Below are 17,776 nucleotides of genomic sequence, written 5' to 3' on the forward strand. Positions count from 1 at the left end.
AATTTTTAACAGGATAAGTGTCATAAAAAATGACTCATAATGTGCATTGGCTGGATATCGGTTGATCATGGCTCGAAACGCCTATAATCTCGTCGAACTGTACTCGCAATAGAGTTAAGTTGTTGATAATAACAGAATAACAAATAACATGGTCTTTTATCAAAAAGCATATGCTTAGTGAGTTAAAATAAAAAGACAAACACAATATTAAACCTAACAACTAATGTCGGACTATGAATAAGGCTGTGTCATAGTCCGATTATTCTCAACTTATTGGGCAAAGGCAGCACTACCACAAACATACCCTTGCCCTAGAATTAACCACCATCCCTAACATCAAGAGTAATCTCAGCCGTTATCACCCGGTCTGTCTGAGAAACAATCTTTACTCGTCTAACTCTACCTGAATAGGGCGATCGCGTAGCGTCTCCCTAGGAGAATCGCACAATACTCAACTCTGCCAGGTCTTTCTTTACCTCCTAAGACATCGTCTCAGTACTGGTCAGATAATTAGTTTCGTGTGAAGATTCTTAAAGCTGACAAACGGCTCAATTTTCAGGAAGGACTAAACGCTCTATCCGTTATCCATAGTGCTTTGTAGCCTTGTTTTTACCCTTTGATGGCAAAAACAAAATAGCTGAATTGTTACGATTTGTAATTGAATCACATAATTGCACAAAATCTGCACAGACGATTTGCTTGAATAGTTTTGGTCCGAAAGCCGCTGCATCCCTGACTTAAAAGTTAGGGGTCAGTTTCCTTGAGTTACCTTGTGTCTCTGAGAGAGGCTACAAAATTCTTAACAAGAAGGCTCAACGGAATTGAAGCTACTGGAGTAATTCAAGGCTGCTGATTGATTCATTACTCTGCTGTTTGGCAGAGTAGGGCAGGCAGTCAATTACTATCCAGTTTTGGATTTATACAAGTCAAGATGTAAGGAGAGACTTTAATGTTAGATGCATTTGCACGGGTGGTTGCCCAAGCTGATACCCGAGGTGTATATCTCAGTAACGATCAATTCGATTCCCTCAAGAGCATGGTTGCTGAAAGCAATAAGCGCATGGATGTGGTCAACCGACTCACAAGCAATGCCTCTGCAATTGTAGCCAATGCTGCCCGTAGTCTGTTTGCAGAGCAGCCCCAATTGATCCAGCCTGGTGGCAATGCTTACACTGGCCGTCGCATGGCTGCTTGCTTGCGCGATATGGAGATTGTCTTTCGCTATGTAACCTATGCCACCTTCGCTGGTGACGGCAGTGTTTTAGATGATCGCTGCCTTAATGGCCTGCGGGAAACCTATGTAGCACTGGGAGTTCCTGGAGGTTCTGTAGCTGAAGGTATCAATAAGATGAAGGACGCTGCGATCACCATTGCCAATGACAGAACTGGCATTACTCCTGGTGACTGTAGCTCTCTAATGTCTGAGTTAAGTGGTTATTTTGATCGAGCTGCTGCTGCTGTTGGCTAGTTTCACCAAACCCTAGGACAGCCATCTGCTCGTTCAATTCTTCAGTAGCATTCGTTTACGAAAAATTTGCAAAACTTTTTTTTGAGAGGTAGATTACATTATGAAAACTCCCCTAACTGAAGCAGTAGCTACCGCTGACTCCCAAGGCCGCTTTCTGAGCAGTGCCGAAATTCAGAGTGCGTTCGGTCGTTTTCGCCAAGCTACTGCAAGTTTGGAAGCTGCTCAAAGCTTAACCAGTAAAGCTGAGACTCTAGTTAATGGTGCAGCCCAAGCAGTTTACCAAAAGTTCCCCTATACCACGCAGATGCAAGGACCGAACTACGCTTCGACTCCTGAAGGGAAGGCAAAATGCGCCCGTGATATCGGTTACTACCTGCGCATGGTGACTTATTGTTTGGTGACTGGGAGTACAGGACCCATGGATGAGTACCTGATCTCAGGAATCGCCGAAATCAACCTCACCTTTGAACTTTCTCCGAGCTGGTATGTCGAAGCTCTCAAGTACATCAAGGCGAACCATGGTCTAAGTGGTGACCCTGCCGTTGAGGCAAACTCCTATCTCGATTACACAATTAACGCTCTTAGCTAGGGTTTTTCGAGTTGCCCGGAACTCCAGGTGGCTGTTGATAGTTGATTAACGGTTTTCTGAAGTTCCGGGCAATGTTTTTTAGAAAAGAAATTTAGGAGACTAATATGGTAAGTCCAACAACAGCGAGGCTGTTAGGCATCGCACCTTTTGCGGATTCCCCTCGAATGGAGCTGCGCTCCTACTCTACAGAAGATGAAGTGCAAGCAGTGATTACAACTGCCTATCGACAGGTCTTTGGCAATGCTCATGTCATGGATTGCGAGCGTTTGACCAATGCAGAGTCTCTATTGCGCCAAGGTGACATTACGGTACGAGATTTTATCCGGGCACTGGCTCTGTCAGAACTATACCAGGAAAAGTTCTTAAACTCCACACCCCAAGTAAGGTTTATTGAGTTGAACTATAAGCATTTTCTGGGTCGAGCCCCTTATGATGAGTCGGAAATTGCCTATCATGTCGATCTTTTTAATCAAAAAGGCTACAAGGCGGAGATAAATTCTTACATCGACTCACAGGAATATCAAGAAAATTTTGGTAACTCGATTGTGCCGAGTTACCGTGGGTTCGAGAGCCCACAGGGTCAGAAAGTTGTGGGCTTTAGTCGCATGTTCCAGCTCTATCGGGGTTACGCCAATAGCGATCACGCCCAAGGCAATGGCAATCCCTCTCACTTAACTTATGAGCTGGCTCGTAACACCGCAACTCCTATCCGAACCCAAACCAAGGGACAGGTAGTTATCGGCACAAATGCAGGTAGCCAAAGGCAGCTCTACCGCTTGCGAGTTTCTCAAGGGGTGACAAGAGGTGGTCCTCAAATCCGGCGCACAATTAGCGAGTATCTGGTGCCTTACGATCAGTTATCTTATACTTTGCGGCAGCTTGGCAAGCAAGGTGATCGAATAACAAGTATTACGCCAGCCTAAGGCAACTGAAATCTCACCACTATCAAGCAGTATTAAAAATTAGGAGAATAACAAGTGGCAATTACCACAGCAGCATCCTGGCTGGGAACCTCCGCCTTTAGCAATGCCAACCCCATTGAACTGCGCCCCAACTGGACCCAAGACAATGCTAAGGCTGTTATCCAGGCTGTTTACCGACAAGTACTCGGTAACGACCATCTCATGGCTTCTGAGCGTCTCACCAGTGCTGAGTCTTTACTCTGCCAAGGCTACCTGACTGTAAGGGATTTTGTGCGGGCTGTCGCCAAGTCAGAAGTCTACAGGTCGAAATTCTTCTACAGCAACTTTCATCCGAGAGTAATTGAGTTGAACTTCAAGCACCTACTCGGTCGGGCTCCCTATGATGAGTCTGAAATCATCTATCATCTCGATATCTATCAAAACGAGGGGTTTGAGGCAGATATCGACTCCTACATAAACTCCCTTGAGTATGAGCAGAACTTTGGCACCTCCATCGTACCCTACTATCGAGGCTTTTCCAATCAACCGGGACAAAAAACCGTCGGCTTTACCCGCATGTTTGAGCTCTATCGTGGTTACGCCAATAGCGATCGCGCTCAGGGCAAGGGCGGTCGTGCTAGTTTAACCTATGAGCTAGCTCGCAATATGGCAAACCCCGTGCGAACCCCAAATGGCGGACAAGCACTCACCGGCACAACTGCAAACATTCAGGGACAGTTCTATCGACTCCGAGTAACTCAAGGAGGTCTGGGACGTGCCCCTCAGATCAGGCGCAGCATCAGTGAATATGTCGTGCCCTACGAACGGCTATCTCCCACCCTGCAAAAACTAAACAAGCGCGGTTGTCAAGTCATGAGTATTACCCGTGCCTGAAGTTTCTAGAACATCTAAACGTCGAGTCCTATAGGAGTAGAGTAAGTGGCAATTACAACAGCAGCATCCCGCTTAGGCACCTCTGCCTTTAGCAATAGCAACCCCATTGAACTGCGCCCCAACTGGAGCCAAGATGATGCCAAAGCCGTCATTCAAGCTGTTTACCGACAAGTACTCGGTAACGACTACATCATGGCTTATGAGCGCCTCACCGGTTTAGAATCCCTGCTCTGCAATGGCTCTCTCACGGTGCGGGAGTTTGTGCGAGCTGTAGCTAAGTCAGAGCTATACAAGTCGAAATTTCTGTACACCAGCTTCCAAACTCGGGTGATTGAGTTAAACTTGAAGCACTTGCTAGGTCGAGCTCCCTATGATGAGTCTGAGGTAATTTACCACCTTGACCTCTACCAAAACAATGGCTTTGAAGCAGATATTGATTCCTATATCGATTCTGCTGAATACGATGAAAACTTTGGTGACTTCATCGTGCCTTATTATCGAGGCTTCTCAACTCAAACCGGACAAAAGGTTGTGGGCTTTACTCGCATGTTCCGCCTTTACCGAGGCTATGCCAATAGCGATCGCGCACAAGTTGAAGGTACAGCGTCTCGCCTTGCTAGTGAACTTGCTCTTAATAGTGTTTCAGCAGTGGTTGGTCCTTCAGGCGGTAGTGAAGGTTGGGCGTACCGAGCCTCTGAAAAAGGTGTTACGCCCAATAAAACCTTCCGAAGTCCAGCAAGAGAAGGTCGTATTTATCGGTTGGAAGTATCAGGAATGAACTTGCCTAGATATCCCAAAGTGCGCCGCGTTAGCAAAGAGCTTCTGGTTCCTTATGAGAAGCTATCGGATACGCTCCAGCAAATTAACAAAATGGGAGGTAAAGTCGCTAGTATAACACTTGCTTAGATCACATTTGCTCTAAAAATAGAAGTTCAGGAGTTGATCTAATCTGAGTTAGCTATTAGGAGGTATCGGAAACATGCTGGGTGAATCTTTAAGTTTTGACAGTTCTAATTCACCATCAGAAAGTCGTACCTTTGTCTATGAGGTAACAGGGTTGTGGCATAAGGAAGAAAACAATAAAAACAGTTACCCTTTACCCAAGAGTAGCAGTATCTTTATTCAGGTTCCCTACAGCCACATGAATGAAGAGATGCAGCGCATTACTCGTATGGGAGGAAAAATCGTCAGCATTCGTCCGGTTATGCCAACAACATAGTAACAACACTACCAAATGTCTTGAAGTTGGGACAAGGTGCTAGGTATTAGGTAAGCATTCAGCCGTCAGCTGTCAGCCGTGAGCTTTTAGCTCACGCTACGCGAACAGCTTATTTTATTTAAAAGCACCGATCTAGTAGCGTGCCCGTAGCCCATAAGTTGATAAATGATAGCTAATAGCTGTTCGCCTAGCGTGCGCGTAGCGCTTAAGCTAATAGCTGTTCGCGTAGCGTGCGCGTAGCGCTTAAGCTGATAGCTGATAGCTGAATGCTTACGGTATTAGATATTAGGGGACTTTTAATAAGATGTTAAGTATTATGATTTAGGTTTGATATTTTTCATACCCAAAACCTGCAACCTAACACCTAACACCTAACACCTAACACTTTCTCACCACAAAAATTTTCCGGCTTAAGTTGATACCCAAAAAACCTTATTTAAAACCTTAATATAAGATGCTAAAAACTCTTCAACCCTCTCTAAGAGAAAACCAGCATACTCTCATTCGCAAACTTGCAAACTGTATTGAAGACCACTGGCAACATTACTTATCTCTGTCTCCTTACACTATACCAGAGGATCTCGGTTACGTGGAGGGAAATTTAGAAGGGGAGAAACTATTAATTGAAAATCGCTGTTATCAGACCCCCCAGTTTCGCAAATTACACCTAGAGTTAGCAAAGGTAAGTCATCGCCTTGATATTCTCCACTGTGTTATGTTCCCCCACTCCAACTACAACTTGCCAATTTTCGGAGTTGATCTTGTGGGAGGAAAAAGGTTTATTAGTGCGGCTATTGTTGATCTGTCTCCCGTTACCACTGAGCGCATATTACCAATATCCTATCGCAGTGTTTTAGCCAAACTACCCAAAATTAAGTTTTCTCAACACCGGGATTTACCGAAGTGGGGAGATATTTTTTCGGAATTTTGTATATTTGTGCGTCCTGCCGATGCTCAAGAAGAAGCGGCTTTCTTTGATCAAGTTAAGCATTTTTTGACTCTGCATTGTCAAATTGCGACCGCCATGATGCCGATTTCTTCTCCTTACCAGGAAGCTGAAATTTTAGCAGGACAACGCTACTACTGTACTCAGCAGCAGCATAATGACAAGACTCGAAGAATCTTAGAACAGTCTTTTGGTCAGCAATGGGCACAACGATATATAACTACAATGCTGTTTGATTCCCCTTGATTGGGTTTGGAGGGTAGGGAAATCTTCAACTGAAATTTCACGGGCAATAGAAGTCTTAAAGTTAACTTTTGTAAATTTTTAATAAAGTTTGATTACTTTAGATTACAGTAAAGTAGTTAACATTTGGCGTAGTCATGCAGTCTGCTGAGAAACCTCAAAGGCTTGAATCTCTTCTCAAAGCTGGATTCGAGCGCTCCTTTGAAGCAATTGCTATCGTTGGTGACAACGGTCAGTTCATAGAGGTGAACCCTGCTGTCTGTGATTTATTTGGTTTAGCAAGGGAGGAGTTGATTAATCACTCCATTATTAATTTTTTAAAACTAGATCTCAATTGTGAACAAGCATGGCACCTCTTTTGGGAAAGAGGGCAAGAAATTGGGGAAGTTCAACTCCTCTGCCCAAATGGCTCAACACGAGCAGTGGAGTATACATCAGTTATAGACTTGTCACCTGGTAATCACTTGTTGATTTTGCGGGACATTACCAAGCGCCGAAAAGCAGCAAAAGAGGAACTCCAACGCCAACATCAGCGGGTAGAGTTATTCTCTGAAGTAACTCTCAAAATTCGCCAATCTTTGCAACTCAAAGAAATTCTACAAACTGCTGTTACAGAGGTGCAAAGAATTCTTCGGGCTGATCGAGTACTGATTTACCAAGTTTTTGCCAATGGAACAGGTAAAATCATTAGCGAAGCGACCTTACCGACATATCCGGCAATTCTCGACGTTGAGTTTCCCGAAGAAGTCTTTCCTGCAGAGTACCGAGAACTCTATGGTCAAGGTCGCACCCAAGCTTACGCTGATGTTCACAGCCCTGATGCCGCTTTGGCTGAGTGCTTAGTTGAGTTTCTGGATGAATGGCATGTCAAAGCCAAACTCGTTGTGCCGATCTTACAAAGCCTCAACTCCCATACAAACAGTCAAAATCGCCGAGTTAAACCCCAGAATCAACTTTGGGGTTTGCTGATCGCCCATCAGTGTCAGGCTGCTCGACCATGGAGTGAGTTTGAGGTTGAACTGATGCAACAGTTGGCAGACCAAATCGGCATTGCCCTGTCCCAAGCTCAACTGCTGGAGAATCTGGAAGAGATGGTTGCAGAACGGACAGCCGAGTTGAGGAAAGTAAACAGCAATCTGCAACAGGAAATCAATGATCGCCTTCAGGCAGAAGAAGCTTTGCGTCGTTCTGAAGAACAACTCCGCCTCATCACCAATGCACTGCCTGTTTTAATTGCCTACATTGACAAGGAACAGCGCTATCGCTTCAACAATCAAGCCTACAAAACCTGGTTGGGACTTTCCCCTTCAGAGGTGTCTGGATCTCACCTTCAGAAAGTCCATGGGAAAAAAGTCTATCAGCAGATTCGGGTGCATGTGGAGGCTGCTTTGTCAGGTCGGACAGTCACCTACGAACATGAAATGACCCTCAAAGATAGACGCACTCACTCCGTCAGCGTTACCTACATCCCTCATCTCAGCGAGGAGGAGGGTTTAGTCAAAGGTTTTTTTGCCTTAACAAGTGATATTAGCGATCGCAAAGCCATAGAACGGATGAAGGACGAGTTCATTTCAGTGGTCAGTCACGAACTCCGCACCCCTCTGGCCTCAATTCACGGTTCCCTGAAAATCCTGGCGACGGGAAAACTCGGTAAGCTCTCTGCCAAAGGACAGCGAATGCTCGAAATTGCCGACGAACAAACTGATCGCCTGGTGCGCTTAGTCAATAATGTCTTAGACCTACAGCGCATTGAGTCAGGTAAGGTGAATATGGACAAAAAAGCCTGCAATGCAGCTGACTTGATCAAAAAAGCAGTCCAGGCTATGCAAACAATGGCTAGTGAACATGGGGTTAAGTTGGCAACCAAGTCCACCTCTTTCTCTGTTTGGGCTGACCCCGACTATATTGTCCAAACCTTGACTAATTTACTAAGCAACGCAATTAAGTTTTCACCTGCCAATAGCACAGTTTGGCTCTCTGCAATAACAGATAACGAGGTTAATAGAACCAAAAAGCAGAAACAGCTGCGATGCTCCACAACTGCCTATGTCACATTTCAAGTCAAAGATCAGGGACAAGGAATCCCCAATAGCCAGCTCGAAAGTATCTTCGAGCGCTTCGAGCAAGTGGACTCATCTGATTCCCGTAAGAAAGGTGGAACAGGTCTGGGACTAACGATTTGCCGCAAAATTATCCAGCAACACGGCGGCAGAATTTGGGCAGAGAGTTCTTTAGGTAAAGGCAGTACTTTTTATTTTACCCTACCCGCTTTAAAACAGCAAGAAGAAGATAACCATGAGTACTAAATGCATCTTGCTAATTGACGATGAAGAAACTATCCAGGAAGTGGTGCAAGTCGGTCTGGAACTTGAAACAGATTGGGAGGTACTAACAGCTTCTTCAGGCTTGGAAGGTATCGCTATGGCTAAAACTAAACTGCCAGACGCAATCTTACTTGATGTAATGATGCCAGATCTGGATGGAATTGCAACCTTTTCGAAGTTAAAAGCAAATTCTAAAACCCAGTCAATTCCCGTTATTTTTCTGACGGCAAAGACTCAGATAGCAGAGCAACACCCGTTTAAAAAAATCGGTATTGCTGGTGTTATTATCAAACCATTTAATTCTATAACTTTGGCTATTCAAATAGCAGAAATGTTGGAATGGAAGTTGTGATTCATTATTGTTGATCGTTTGTAGTTGTACACATGAGACTATTACTAGTGGAGGATGATGAGTCTTTAATTGATTTACTCAAAAACAGCCTTCCCAAGCAAAATTATGTGATTGATGCTGTCACTGACGGTGAACAGGGATGGGCCTATGGGTCAACTTATACCTACGACCTGATTGTACTGGACTTGTTGCTGCCAAAGGTTGACGGAATTAGTCTTTGTCAGCGTTTCCGCGCCAGTGGTTATCACATGCCTATCCTTTTACTAACATCATGCCATGCTAGTGTAGACAAGATTAGGGGGCTAGATGCTGGTGCCGATGACTATATAACTAAGCCTTTTGATCTTGAGGAACTAGCAGCTCGCATGCGAGCTCTATTGCGTCGAGTAAACTCAAACTCCCTGCCTGTACTGAGTTGGGGTAGCTTGCAACTAGACCCGCGCAGCTGTAAAGTAACCTACGACACTCAGTTGCTCTCATTAACCCCCAAGGAATATGGGCTACTAGAGTTATTCCTGCGCCACAGCCATCATGTTTTTAGTACTGACGAAATTATAGACAATTTGTGGTCCTCGAAAGAATTTCCAGCGGAAGCAACAGTTAGATCTCATCTAAGAAAGCTACGCCGGAAATTAAGAATTGCTGGTGCTCCGGAAGATCTGATTGAAACAGTACATGGACTGGGCTATAGACTAAAGTTGCAGCCAGACAATGCTGATTCTAAACCTACTACTGTAATCCCAGAAGAGATTACTGCCAATAAGCACTCAAAACACCTCAAAGCGATCGCTGCAGCTTGGGAAAAGTACCGGGAAAAGAGCCGTAATCAATTGGCTATCTTAGAGCAAGTCCCTAGAGTTTTCTCAGAAGGGTCTATGAGTTCTTCCCATCAAGAACAAGGGAGGTTGGCAGCTCATAGTTTAGCTGGAAACTTGGGTATTTTTGGTTTCTCAGAAGGGTCGCGCTTAGCCCGGGAACTTGAAGGTATCTTGCAAGGGGATACTGATTTGGGTGCTGAACAAATCTTCCACTTTCAAGTACTTTTAACCGCTCTGCGCGATGAACTAACCTAGGAGAATATAACTAGGCAACAGAATTAACTAATCGCATTCTTAACCGCCTTCAAAGAGTGCGACTTCAGGCAGGAAGTTATCCTTAGAGGTTGTCTGAAAAGTCTCATTTGCTACATCCAAGCCCCCTAAATCCCCCCTCATAAGGGTAGGTTTTTTACAAAGACCTCAGGTGTGGGGTGTAGGGGGTGGGGTGTGGGGTGTGGGGGATAAGAAAATATACTTAATTTGTCGTTAACAATCATCATTTCTTCGTTGTTTTCCTTTTTCTCTCCCTCTCGGTCGTCCCATATTTTACCCAAATGTAAAAAACCTACCCCTGTGAGCTAAATCCCCCGACGGGGGACTTTTATAAGCAAATTGACTCTTCCCCCAAAGTTGGGGGACTAGGGCCTGTCTTCAAACTCGGAGATCCCCCTAAATCCCCCTTAAAAAAGGGGGACTTTGAGGGTGCATCTCATATTTGTAAAAAAGTTGCGTAGGGTGTGTTAGGGGGGGCCTTATTTTCGCCTCGTAGTCAGGGTTTAGACAGCCCGCCCCGTAACGCACCACCTTGTCAAACAACTTTTAGGAGATGCACCCTCCTAGAAACGCTATAAGTAGGTAATAGGTAATAGGGAACAGCGGATCTGGGAACAGCGGATCTGGGAAGAGAGAATAGGGAATAGCGATCACTGCATCAAGAGGTGCGACCCGTGGCGAATTTAATTCTTAATGGTAAGAGCGCACCTAACAGGGAATCAACATCAAAGAATACTGTACCTCATAACGACGAAAAACGTTATATCTAGCAAATGAAGGATCAAGGATTAAGGATTGGATGAAATGGGAATTGGAGGGATAGTATTGGAAATAGTGTATATTCGGATAATACTATCGAAATCTTAGCGTTTATTCAATAAATACGTGAATTAAAATTTACAAAAATATCAATTTTTTTTCTAGTTAAACAACTAGCACAAATTGGTTTGATATTAACGTTTAATATACTCCTGAAGTAATGCAATATAAAACAAGTAATCAACCAATTTTTAACGATTGTTGGAACCAAATCGGAGTGACAGGCGATCGCTCCTGCCCAGAACTAAAAACCTTCATTCATTGCCGCAACTGTCCGGTTTATTCCTTAGCAGGGCGCGGCTTGCTTGAACGTGAACCGCCTCCAGGTTACATTAATGAATGGACTAACTTACTGGTTTCCCAATCTGTGCCGCAACGGGAAAGTGCTCTGACACAACTAGGGGAAACCATATCCGTAATTATCTTTAGGCTAGGAGTAGAATGGTTGGCATTGTCTGCAAAGTTATTCAAAGAAGTAACCCAGCCTTGTGTTATCCACACTATCCCCCACCGCAGCAACGAGATCTTACTGGGAATTGTGAATATTCGTGGGGAAATCCTAATGTGCGTTTCCCTCAGCCATCTCCTTGGTTTGGAAGATAATCCTGCTAACTCAGATTCCGAGCAATCCAAAATCCAACAGCCCTTAACTCTAAAATCCAAAACCAATGTGAGTAGTGTGATGTATCAACGGATGGTGGTTGTGGAAATTGAGGGCAACCGATGGGTCTTTCCCGTTGATGAAATTTTTACTGTTCAACGGTTTCATGCTAATGAATTACTCGATGCACCAGCGGTTATTTCTAACGCTACATATACTTATACAAAATGGATAATTAACTGGCAAGATAAAAAGGTGAATTACTTGGACGATGAGTTATTGTTTTACACCCTAAATCGGAAGATTACGTAACCCGATGGGGTGATGAGTGGAAAGTGCTATCTATGTAAGCATTCAGCTATCAGCTATCAGTCATCAGCTATCAGTCATCAGCGAACAGCGATTAGCGCTACGCGCACGCTACGCGAACAGCTTTGGGTCTATGGCCACGCTACTTGAGGTGCGAACAGCTTTTGAATAAAATAAACTGACGGCTGACCGCTGACAGCTGACCGCTGAATGCTTACAAAAGATCATCAATCTAAACTCTAAACTCTAAAATCCTATGACAGACAGCGGACAAGATATGAGCAATTTCTCCATGTTGGATTTATTCCGCATGGAGGTGGAAAGCCAAGCAGCGATATTAAATGACAAGTTATTGGCTCTGGAAAGTAATCCTTCCTCCAGCCAAGAATTGGAATCCCTAATGCGTGCTGCCCATTCCATTAAAGGTGCTGCCCGCATTGTCCAAATTGATGCTGCTGTTAACATTGCTCATACCATGGAGGATTGCTTTGTGGCAGCTATGAATAAAACCATTACCCTCAAAGCAGCTCACATCGATGTCTTGCTACAAGGTGTCGATTTCCTCCAACAAATCAGCCAAGTTGGTGAAATGAATTTAGAGCAATGGTTGTCTGAACATGGGCAAGCCATTGAACATCAGAGTATTGCGATCGCAAAAATTCTGGCACCGGAATCTGCACCCTCCTCCCCACAGCAGCCATCTCCATCTCCTCCCCCTAATGCCTCCGAGCCACAGAAGTCGGAAAAACTAAGCGCTATAGATTATCCTTCCGAAGTTTCCACTGTTGATAGTACGAATACAGCTATAGAGACTCAAGAGCAAACTGTTGATCAGCAAACTGTTGATCAGCAAAATCTTGATCAGGTAGTAACTCACCAGGCTCAAACCGATTCTCCCCCTCAAGTACCTAGTCAGGAATCTGACAACACCACGATAGAGATTAAAAGTCAAACCTTGGATCAGGCTGTTAGCCACAAGCCTCAAACCGAAGTGGCTGCCAAAGAAAATCAATCCTCATCTACTCCAGGGAATGATTTAACCAAGCAACCATTGATTGCTTTGGATAGTGCCAAAAAGCCGGAAGCTAAAGAGAGAGTTGTGCGAGTCAGTGCTGAAAACTTAAATAGGTTAATGGGTTTAGCCGGTGAATCCCTAGTGGAGGCGAATTGGCTACAACCATTTGCTGATTCTTTGATGACTCTCAAGAAACATCAAATGGAATTATCGAAGATCCTAGAAAAATTACAGGATTCTTTAGCAATATCCCCGGTGAATCAAGTGGGGGATGAATATCTAAAAGTTGCTCGACAAAAGGAACAGGAATGTCGGGAAATTTTGGGCGATCGCATGAGTGAACTAGAACTGTATGCACGTCGCACTGCTAATCTTTCGGATCGTCTTTACCGAGAAGTGATTGCGTCTCACATGCGTCCTTTTGCTGATGGGGTACAGAGTTTTCCTCGGATGATTCGGGATATAGCCAGAAAGCTGAATAAACAAGTTAAATTAGAAATTATCGGCAAATCTACCGCAGTAGATCGAGATATTTTACAGAAACTAGAAGCACCACTAACTCATATTTTGCGTAACTCTGTAGACCATGGTATTGAACCTCCCCAAGAGCGTGTAGCAATGGGGAAACCAGCCCAAGGTACCGTGCGACTGGAAGCCCTTCATCGTGGTGGGATGTTATCGATTACTGTTGCTGACGATGGCAAAGGCATAGATCCAGAGAAATTGCGGAAAAAAATTGTCCGCCAAAAAATGATCACCCCAGACATCGCAAGCCAGCTGGCTGAACATGAGCTGATGGAGTTTCTATTTTTGCCGGGATTTTCTACCGCTAAGCAGGTAACCGAAATTTCTGGTCGTGGCGTTGGTTTAGATATTGCCAAGACTATGGCACAACAGGTAGGTGGCACCCTGCGAGCTACCTCTAAACTAGGGCAAGGAACGAGTTTCCACTTCCAATTGCCTTTGACTCTATCAGTTATTCGTACCCTATTAGTGGATATATATGGTGAACCTTATGCGTTCCCTTTAGCACGAATTGACAAAATTGTCATGGTAGATAAAACCGAAATTTCTGTAGTAGAAAAGCGGCAATATTTTACCCTTAATGATGAAAACATTGGACTGGTAGCTGCCCATCAAGTGTTGGAATTAGATGACTCTTATATCACATCTAAAACCCTACCAGTGGTGATCATCAGTGACCAATCGAACCGTTTTGGATTAGTAGTTGATAAATTTTTAGGTGAACGGGATTTAGTGGTTCGACCATTAGATCCGAGGCTGGGCAAAGTTCAGGATATCAGTGCTGCTGCTTTGATGGGAGACGGTTCCCCGATTCTAATTTTGGATGTGTCAGATTTAGTGCGCTCCATTGATAACCTACTCAATAGCCGCCAGTTGAGCCAAGTCAGTGGTGATACTGATGATACTGATATCCAACAGCCGAAACGCATTCTAGTAGTTGATGATTCCATTACCGTGCGGCAAATGGAACGTAAGTTACTGGAAAACCAAGGTTATGAGGTGGAAGTAGCTGTTAATGGCATGGATGGTTGGAACGCTGTTCGCACCAACCCTTATGATTTAGTGATCAGTGATATTGATATGCCCCGCATGAACGGCATTGAGCTAGTCAGCCATATTAAAAGCCATGATAAATTAAAATCAATCCCTGTGATTATTATTTCCTATAAAGACCGCGAACAAGACCGTCTTCAAGGTTTGGAAGCTGGAGCAGATTATTATCTAACCAAGAGTAGTTTCCATGATGATTCGTTGTTGAATGCGGTGATTGACTTAATTGGGGAGTAGGGAGTATTCATTGGTGATTTTGGATGGCTTGCTTGTTAATTTTAAATAGTAAAGTTTGAAGCCAAGCTTATGAATTACTAAGGTGGAATTCAGCAATCAATAAAATCGACTATAGCGTTAATCATACTTATGTTGATCATAATTATGAAGTACATTTAGTTTTCTACTCCCTACTCCCTACTCCCTACTCCCTACTCCCTACTCCCTACTCCCTACTCCCTTATAAAAAAGTAATCAGCATTTTTATGACATGAAAATAGCAATTGTTAATGATTCAATGATGGCAGTAGAGACTCTGCGGCGTGTCTTGATGGCGGTTCCAGACTATAAAGTAGCTTGGGTTGCTAGTGATGGTGCCGAAGCTATTACCAAATGTGCCAAAGACCTCCCAGATTTAATTTTGATGAATTTGACCATGCCAGTAATAGATGGGGTTGAGGCAACTCGCCAGATCATGAAACATTCTCCCTGTGCGATTTTAGTGGTAACCGCTAGCATCCAGCAGAATTCATCTAAAGTATTTGAAGCCCTTGGATATGGAGCCTTAGATGCTGTCAGCCTGCCAGTGTTGGGCACTCGCGGTAACCCAGACGCTGCCCAAGAACTACTTACTAAAATTGCTACCATTGGTAAACTGATAGGAATTTCCACCCGAAATTCAAAATCCCCAGCCCGAAATTCCCAACTCCATCTTCCGCCCTTAATCGCAATTGGTGCTTCTACTGGAGGACCAAAGGCTCTAGCAACGATTCTCTCCAACATACCAGCAAGTTTCAGTGCAGCAATTGTGATTGTCCAGCATGTGGATCTGCAGTTTGCTTCAGGTTTAGTGGACTGGTTGAATCATCAGACACCCTTGGTAGTCCAACTAGCGTCTGACGGTAGCCGTCCTGAAGTAGGGAAAGTATTGATTGCTGGAACCAAAGACCACCTGTGTTTAACATCGAATTTGAGGTTAACCTACACCAGCAAACCCAGTAATTATCCCTACCGCCCCTCCGTGGATGTTTTTTTCAAAAGTGTAGCCGAGTACTGGAAGCGCAAGGGCACGGCTGTCTTGTTAACTGGCATGGGTAGAGATGGAGCTGAAGGGCTAAAACTGTTGCGCTCTAAAGGTTGGCATACGATTGCCCAAGATAAAAGCAGTTGCGTGGTTTATGGGATGCCGAAAGCAGCAGCAGAGTTGAAGGCGGCGGTGGAAATTTTGCCCCTAGACGCGATCGCACCTGCCCTAATCAAAGGATTCGCGTTTAAGCCTTAGCTAAATTCCAATATCACTTTTATTCCACAACACTGCTCCCTTATAATAATTCTTAACAATAGCTGACTATTAATCACAATTGGCATGACATAGTTTTCCCAGTTTACCCAGAGTATTTAACAAAATTTGATAAACTGCTAAACGAATTAGCTAACCCTAGGTTATTTATCTATGCTGTACCTGATCTAATTGATAGCCAAAGCTTGACAAGGACATTAAAATCAAAATGGTGATTCAAGAGCCAATTAAAGTCCTACTTATCGATGATCAGCCCATGATCAGCGAAGCCATCCGCCGCATGTTAGCTCCGGAAAAGGATATTATCTTCCGCTATTGTCAGGATCCAACTGAAACCTTAAAGGTAGCTAAGGAGTACCAACCAACGGTCATTCTACAAGATTTGGTCATGCCGGAGATAGATGGCTTGTTGTTAGTGCGTTTTCTGCGCTCTAAAGATTCCCCGACTCGACTTATTCCCCTGATTGTACTCTCAAGTAAAGAAGAACCAGTAATTAAAGCTAAAGCCTTTGGATTTGGAGCAAATGATTACTTAGTAAAACTGCCAGATCGGGTAGAACTAATTGCTCGTATTCGTTACCATTCTAAAGCCTATCTGAACTTTCTGAAACGAACCGAAGCTGAAGAGCGTCTTAAAGCTGAAAATCTGCGCCAGTCAAAGTATATAAAACAGGTAGAAAAGGTGACAGTAGCAGCCGCTGCTGTGGAAAATGATACATTTGAGCCAGAAAGTTTGGAGGAAGTAGCCGCTCGGAGCGACGAGTTAGGACGACTAGCACGAGTTTTCCGACACATGGTTCAAACTGTAAAAGCCCGTGAGCAAGAATTGACTCAAGCCAATGAAACTCTGGAAACCCTAAAAAATTCCTTTGCTCGGTTTTTCCCATTTGAATATCTAAATTTTCTGCACAAGGAAAATGTGATTCATGTCCAATTAGGGGACCATGTTAGTAAAGAAATGGCGGTAATGTTCAGTGATATTCGCTCCTTCACTACCATTTCTGAGAGTATGACACCAAAGGAAAACTTTGACTTCGTCAATGCCTATCTTAAGCGTGTCAGTCCTGAAATTCGCAATCACGATGGCTTTATTGTCAAATTTCTAGGGGATGGCATGATGGCAATTTTCCCTGATGGCGCTGATGATGCTGTCTGTGCTGGAATTGCCAAGCTCAAAAAAGTCCACCAATACAATCAAAAACGTGAAGCCAAGGGTTATTTACCAATTCAAGTAGGGATTGGCATCCACTATGGTCACATGATGGTGGGGATGGTTGGAGAAACATTCCGAATGCAGGGGGATGCTTTTTCTGATAATGTTAACTTGACCGCTCGTTTGGAAGGGTTGACCAAGTTCTATGGGGTTTCTTTATTAATTTCTCAGCAAACCTTAGATAAATTGAGCAATCGGAATCACTATCAAATTCGGTTTATAGATCGAGCAATTGTTAAAGGGAGAAATGAACCTCTTGCCATCTATGAAGTGTTGGATGGTGATACTGAAGCAGTTAGGGAATTGAAGTTAAAAACGCAACTGGATTTTGAACAAGGTTTAGAGTGTTATTGCACTCAAGGATTTGACAAGGCTTTAAAGTATTTTAATCACGTGTTAATGGTGAATCCTTTGGATAAGACCGCTGCCTTATATGTGGAGCGAATTAACCAGTTGATCGCTCAAGGAGTGCCACAGAATTGGGATGGAGTTTGGCGGTTTACCAAGAAGTAAGCTATCTGGGTTAAGGGGAGTAGGGAGTAGGGAGTAGGGAGTAGGGAGTAGGGAGTAGGGAGTAGGGAGTAGGGAATAGGGAGTAGGGAGTAGGGAGTAGGGAGTAGGGAGTAGGGAGTAGGGAGTAGGGAGCTAGCAGGGGGACAAGGGAGTTTGTAACGTAGACATGGCTTGATCCCTAGCTCGC

At 44.1% G+C, this 17,776-nt stretch carries 16 protein-coding genes; 15 read left to right on the forward strand and 1 reads right to left on the reverse strand.

The window, feature by feature from the left end; genetic code table 11:
- Positions 1 to 949: 949 nt before the first annotated feature.
- From cpcB to BJP37_RS18895, 15 genes are all read left to right on the forward strand, one after another.
- Positions 950 to 1,468, forward strand: a complete 519-nt coding sequence (cpcB, locus tag BJP37_RS18830; protein ID WP_075901020.1) for a C-phycocyanin subunit beta — start codon at positions 950 to 952, stop codon at positions 1,466 to 1,468.
- 100 nt (positions 1,469 to 1,568) lie between these two features.
- Positions 1,569 to 2,057 carry a C-phycocyanin subunit alpha gene (gene cpcA, locus BJP37_RS18835; protein ID WP_075901022.1) on the forward strand — a complete coding sequence of 163 codons (489 nt, stop codon included), beginning with the start codon at positions 1,569 to 1,571 and terminating at the stop codon, positions 2,055 to 2,057.
- Positions 2,058 to 2,161: 104 nt separating this feature from the next.
- Entirely contained in the window at positions 2,162 to 2,980 is an 819-nt protein-coding gene (locus BJP37_RS18840) for a phycobilisome linker polypeptide (protein WP_075901024.1), read from the forward strand.
- A 54-nt stretch (positions 2,981 to 3,034) separates the two neighbouring features.
- Positions 3,035 to 3,853 carry a phycobilisome linker polypeptide gene (locus BJP37_RS18845; RefSeq protein ID WP_075901026.1) on the forward strand — a complete coding sequence of 273 codons (819 nt, stop codon included), beginning with the start codon at positions 3,035 to 3,037 and terminating at the stop codon, positions 3,851 to 3,853.
- A gap of 45 nt (positions 3,854 to 3,898) precedes the next feature.
- On the forward strand, positions 3,899 to 4,759 hold the full coding sequence (locus BJP37_RS18850) for a phycobilisome linker polypeptide (RefSeq protein WP_075901028.1): 861 nt from the start codon (positions 3,899 to 3,901) through the stop codon (positions 4,757 to 4,759).
- 73 nt (positions 4,760 to 4,832) lie between these two features.
- Positions 4,833 to 5,072, forward strand: coding sequence for a rod-capping linker protein CpcD (gene cpcD, locus BJP37_RS18855; protein WP_075901030.1), 240 nt, complete (start codon positions 4,833 to 4,835; stop codon positions 5,070 to 5,072).
- A gap of 454 nt (positions 5,073 to 5,526) precedes the next feature.
- Positions 5,527 to 6,264 (forward strand): phycocyanobilin:ferredoxin oxidoreductase, encoded by a 738-nt coding sequence (locus BJP37_RS18860; RefSeq protein WP_075901032.1) that lies wholly within the window; start codon positions 5,527 to 5,529, stop codon positions 6,262 to 6,264.
- A gap of 134 nt (positions 6,265 to 6,398) precedes the next feature.
- Positions 6,399 to 8,567 (forward strand): ATP-binding protein, encoded by a 2,169-nt coding sequence (locus tag BJP37_RS18865; protein WP_075901034.1) that lies wholly within the window; start codon positions 6,399 to 6,401, stop codon positions 8,565 to 8,567.
- Entirely contained in the window at positions 8,557 to 8,937 is a 381-nt protein-coding gene (locus tag BJP37_RS18870) for a response regulator (RefSeq protein ID WP_075901036.1), read from the forward strand. The genes BJP37_RS18865 and BJP37_RS18870 overlap by 11 nt, the downstream gene beginning before the upstream one ends.
- Before the next feature lie 32 nt (positions 8,938 to 8,969).
- A complete protein-coding gene (locus BJP37_RS18875; RefSeq protein ID WP_075901038.1) occupies positions 8,970 to 10,010 on the forward strand; it encodes a response regulator in 1,041 nt (346 codons plus the stop codon).
- Positions 10,011 to 11,007: 997 nt separating this feature from the next.
- Positions 11,008 to 11,760 carry a chemotaxis protein CheW gene (locus BJP37_RS18880; protein ID WP_075899532.1) on the forward strand — a complete coding sequence of 251 codons (753 nt, stop codon included), beginning with the start codon at positions 11,008 to 11,010 and terminating at the stop codon, positions 11,758 to 11,760.
- Positions 11,761 to 11,776: 16 nt separating this feature from the next.
- Positions 11,777 to 11,929, forward strand: coding sequence for a hypothetical protein (locus BJP37_RS41265; protein ID WP_198954037.1), 153 nt, complete (start codon positions 11,777 to 11,779; stop codon positions 11,927 to 11,929).
- 84 nt (positions 11,930 to 12,013) lie between these two features.
- Entirely contained in the window at positions 12,014 to 14,584 is a 2,571-nt protein-coding gene (locus BJP37_RS18885; RefSeq protein ID WP_075901040.1) for a hybrid sensor histidine kinase/response regulator, read from the forward strand.
- Positions 14,585 to 14,834: 250 nt separating this feature from the next.
- Positions 14,835 to 15,845 (forward strand): chemotaxis response regulator protein-glutamate methylesterase, encoded by a 1,011-nt coding sequence (locus tag BJP37_RS18890; RefSeq protein ID WP_075901042.1) that lies wholly within the window; start codon positions 14,835 to 14,837, stop codon positions 15,843 to 15,845.
- A gap of 226 nt (positions 15,846 to 16,071) precedes the next feature.
- Positions 16,072 to 17,589 carry an adenylate/guanylate cyclase domain-containing protein gene (locus BJP37_RS18895; protein ID WP_075901044.1) on the forward strand — a complete coding sequence of 506 codons (1,518 nt, stop codon included), beginning with the start codon at positions 16,072 to 16,074 and terminating at the stop codon, positions 17,587 to 17,589.
- Here BJP37_RS18895 and BJP37_RS39540 read toward each other — a convergent pair.
- Positions 17,538 to 17,776 (reverse strand): hypothetical protein (locus BJP37_RS39540; protein WP_158069662.1); only part of this gene is annotated, 239 nt, incomplete at its 5' end. The two genes, BJP37_RS18895 and BJP37_RS39540, sit on opposite strands and share 52 nt — an antisense overlap.

Source organism: Moorena bouillonii PNG (assembly GCF_001942495.1).
GTDB lineage: Bacteria > Cyanobacteriota > Cyanobacteriia > Cyanobacteriales > Coleofasciculaceae > Moorena > Moorena bouillonii.

Bases quoted from the DNA above. Each gene is read 5' to 3' on its own strand.
- cpcB (WP_075901020.1), top strand. From the start codon at position 950: ATGTTAGATGCATTTGCACGGGTGGTTGCCCAAGCTGATACCCGAGGT.
- BJP37_RS18865 (WP_075901034.1), top strand. From the start codon at position 6,399: ATGCAGTCTGCTGAGAAACCTCAAAGGCTTGAATCTCTTCTCAAAGCT.
- BJP37_RS18885 (WP_075901040.1), top strand. From the start codon at position 12,014: ATGACAGACAGCGGACAAGATATGAGCAATTTCTCCATGTTGGATTTA.
- BJP37_RS18890 (WP_075901042.1), top strand. From the start codon at position 14,835: ATGAAAATAGCAATTGTTAATGATTCAATGATGGCAGTAGAGACTCTG.
- cpcD (WP_075901030.1), top strand. From the start codon at position 4,833: ATGCTGGGTGAATCTTTAAGTTTTGACAGTTCTAATTCACCATCAGAA.
- BJP37_RS18875 (WP_075901038.1), top strand. From the start codon at position 8,970: ATGAGACTATTACTAGTGGAGGATGATGAGTCTTTAATTGATTTACTC.
- cpcA (WP_075901022.1), top strand. From the start codon at position 1,569: ATGAAAACTCCCCTAACTGAAGCAGTAGCTACCGCTGACTCCCAAGGC.
- BJP37_RS18860 (WP_075901032.1), top strand. From the start codon at position 5,527: ATGCTAAAAACTCTTCAACCCTCTCTAAGAGAAAACCAGCATACTCTC.
- BJP37_RS18880 (WP_075899532.1), top strand. From the start codon at position 11,008: ATGCAATATAAAACAAGTAATCAACCAATTTTTAACGATTGTTGGAAC.
- BJP37_RS18840 (WP_075901024.1), top strand. From the start codon at position 2,162: ATGGTAAGTCCAACAACAGCGAGGCTGTTAGGCATCGCACCTTTTGCG.
- BJP37_RS18895 (WP_075901044.1), top strand. From the start codon at position 16,072: ATGGTGATTCAAGAGCCAATTAAAGTCCTACTTATCGATGATCAGCCC.
- BJP37_RS18870 (WP_075901036.1), top strand. From the start codon at position 8,557: ATGAGTACTAAATGCATCTTGCTAATTGACGATGAAGAAACTATCCAG.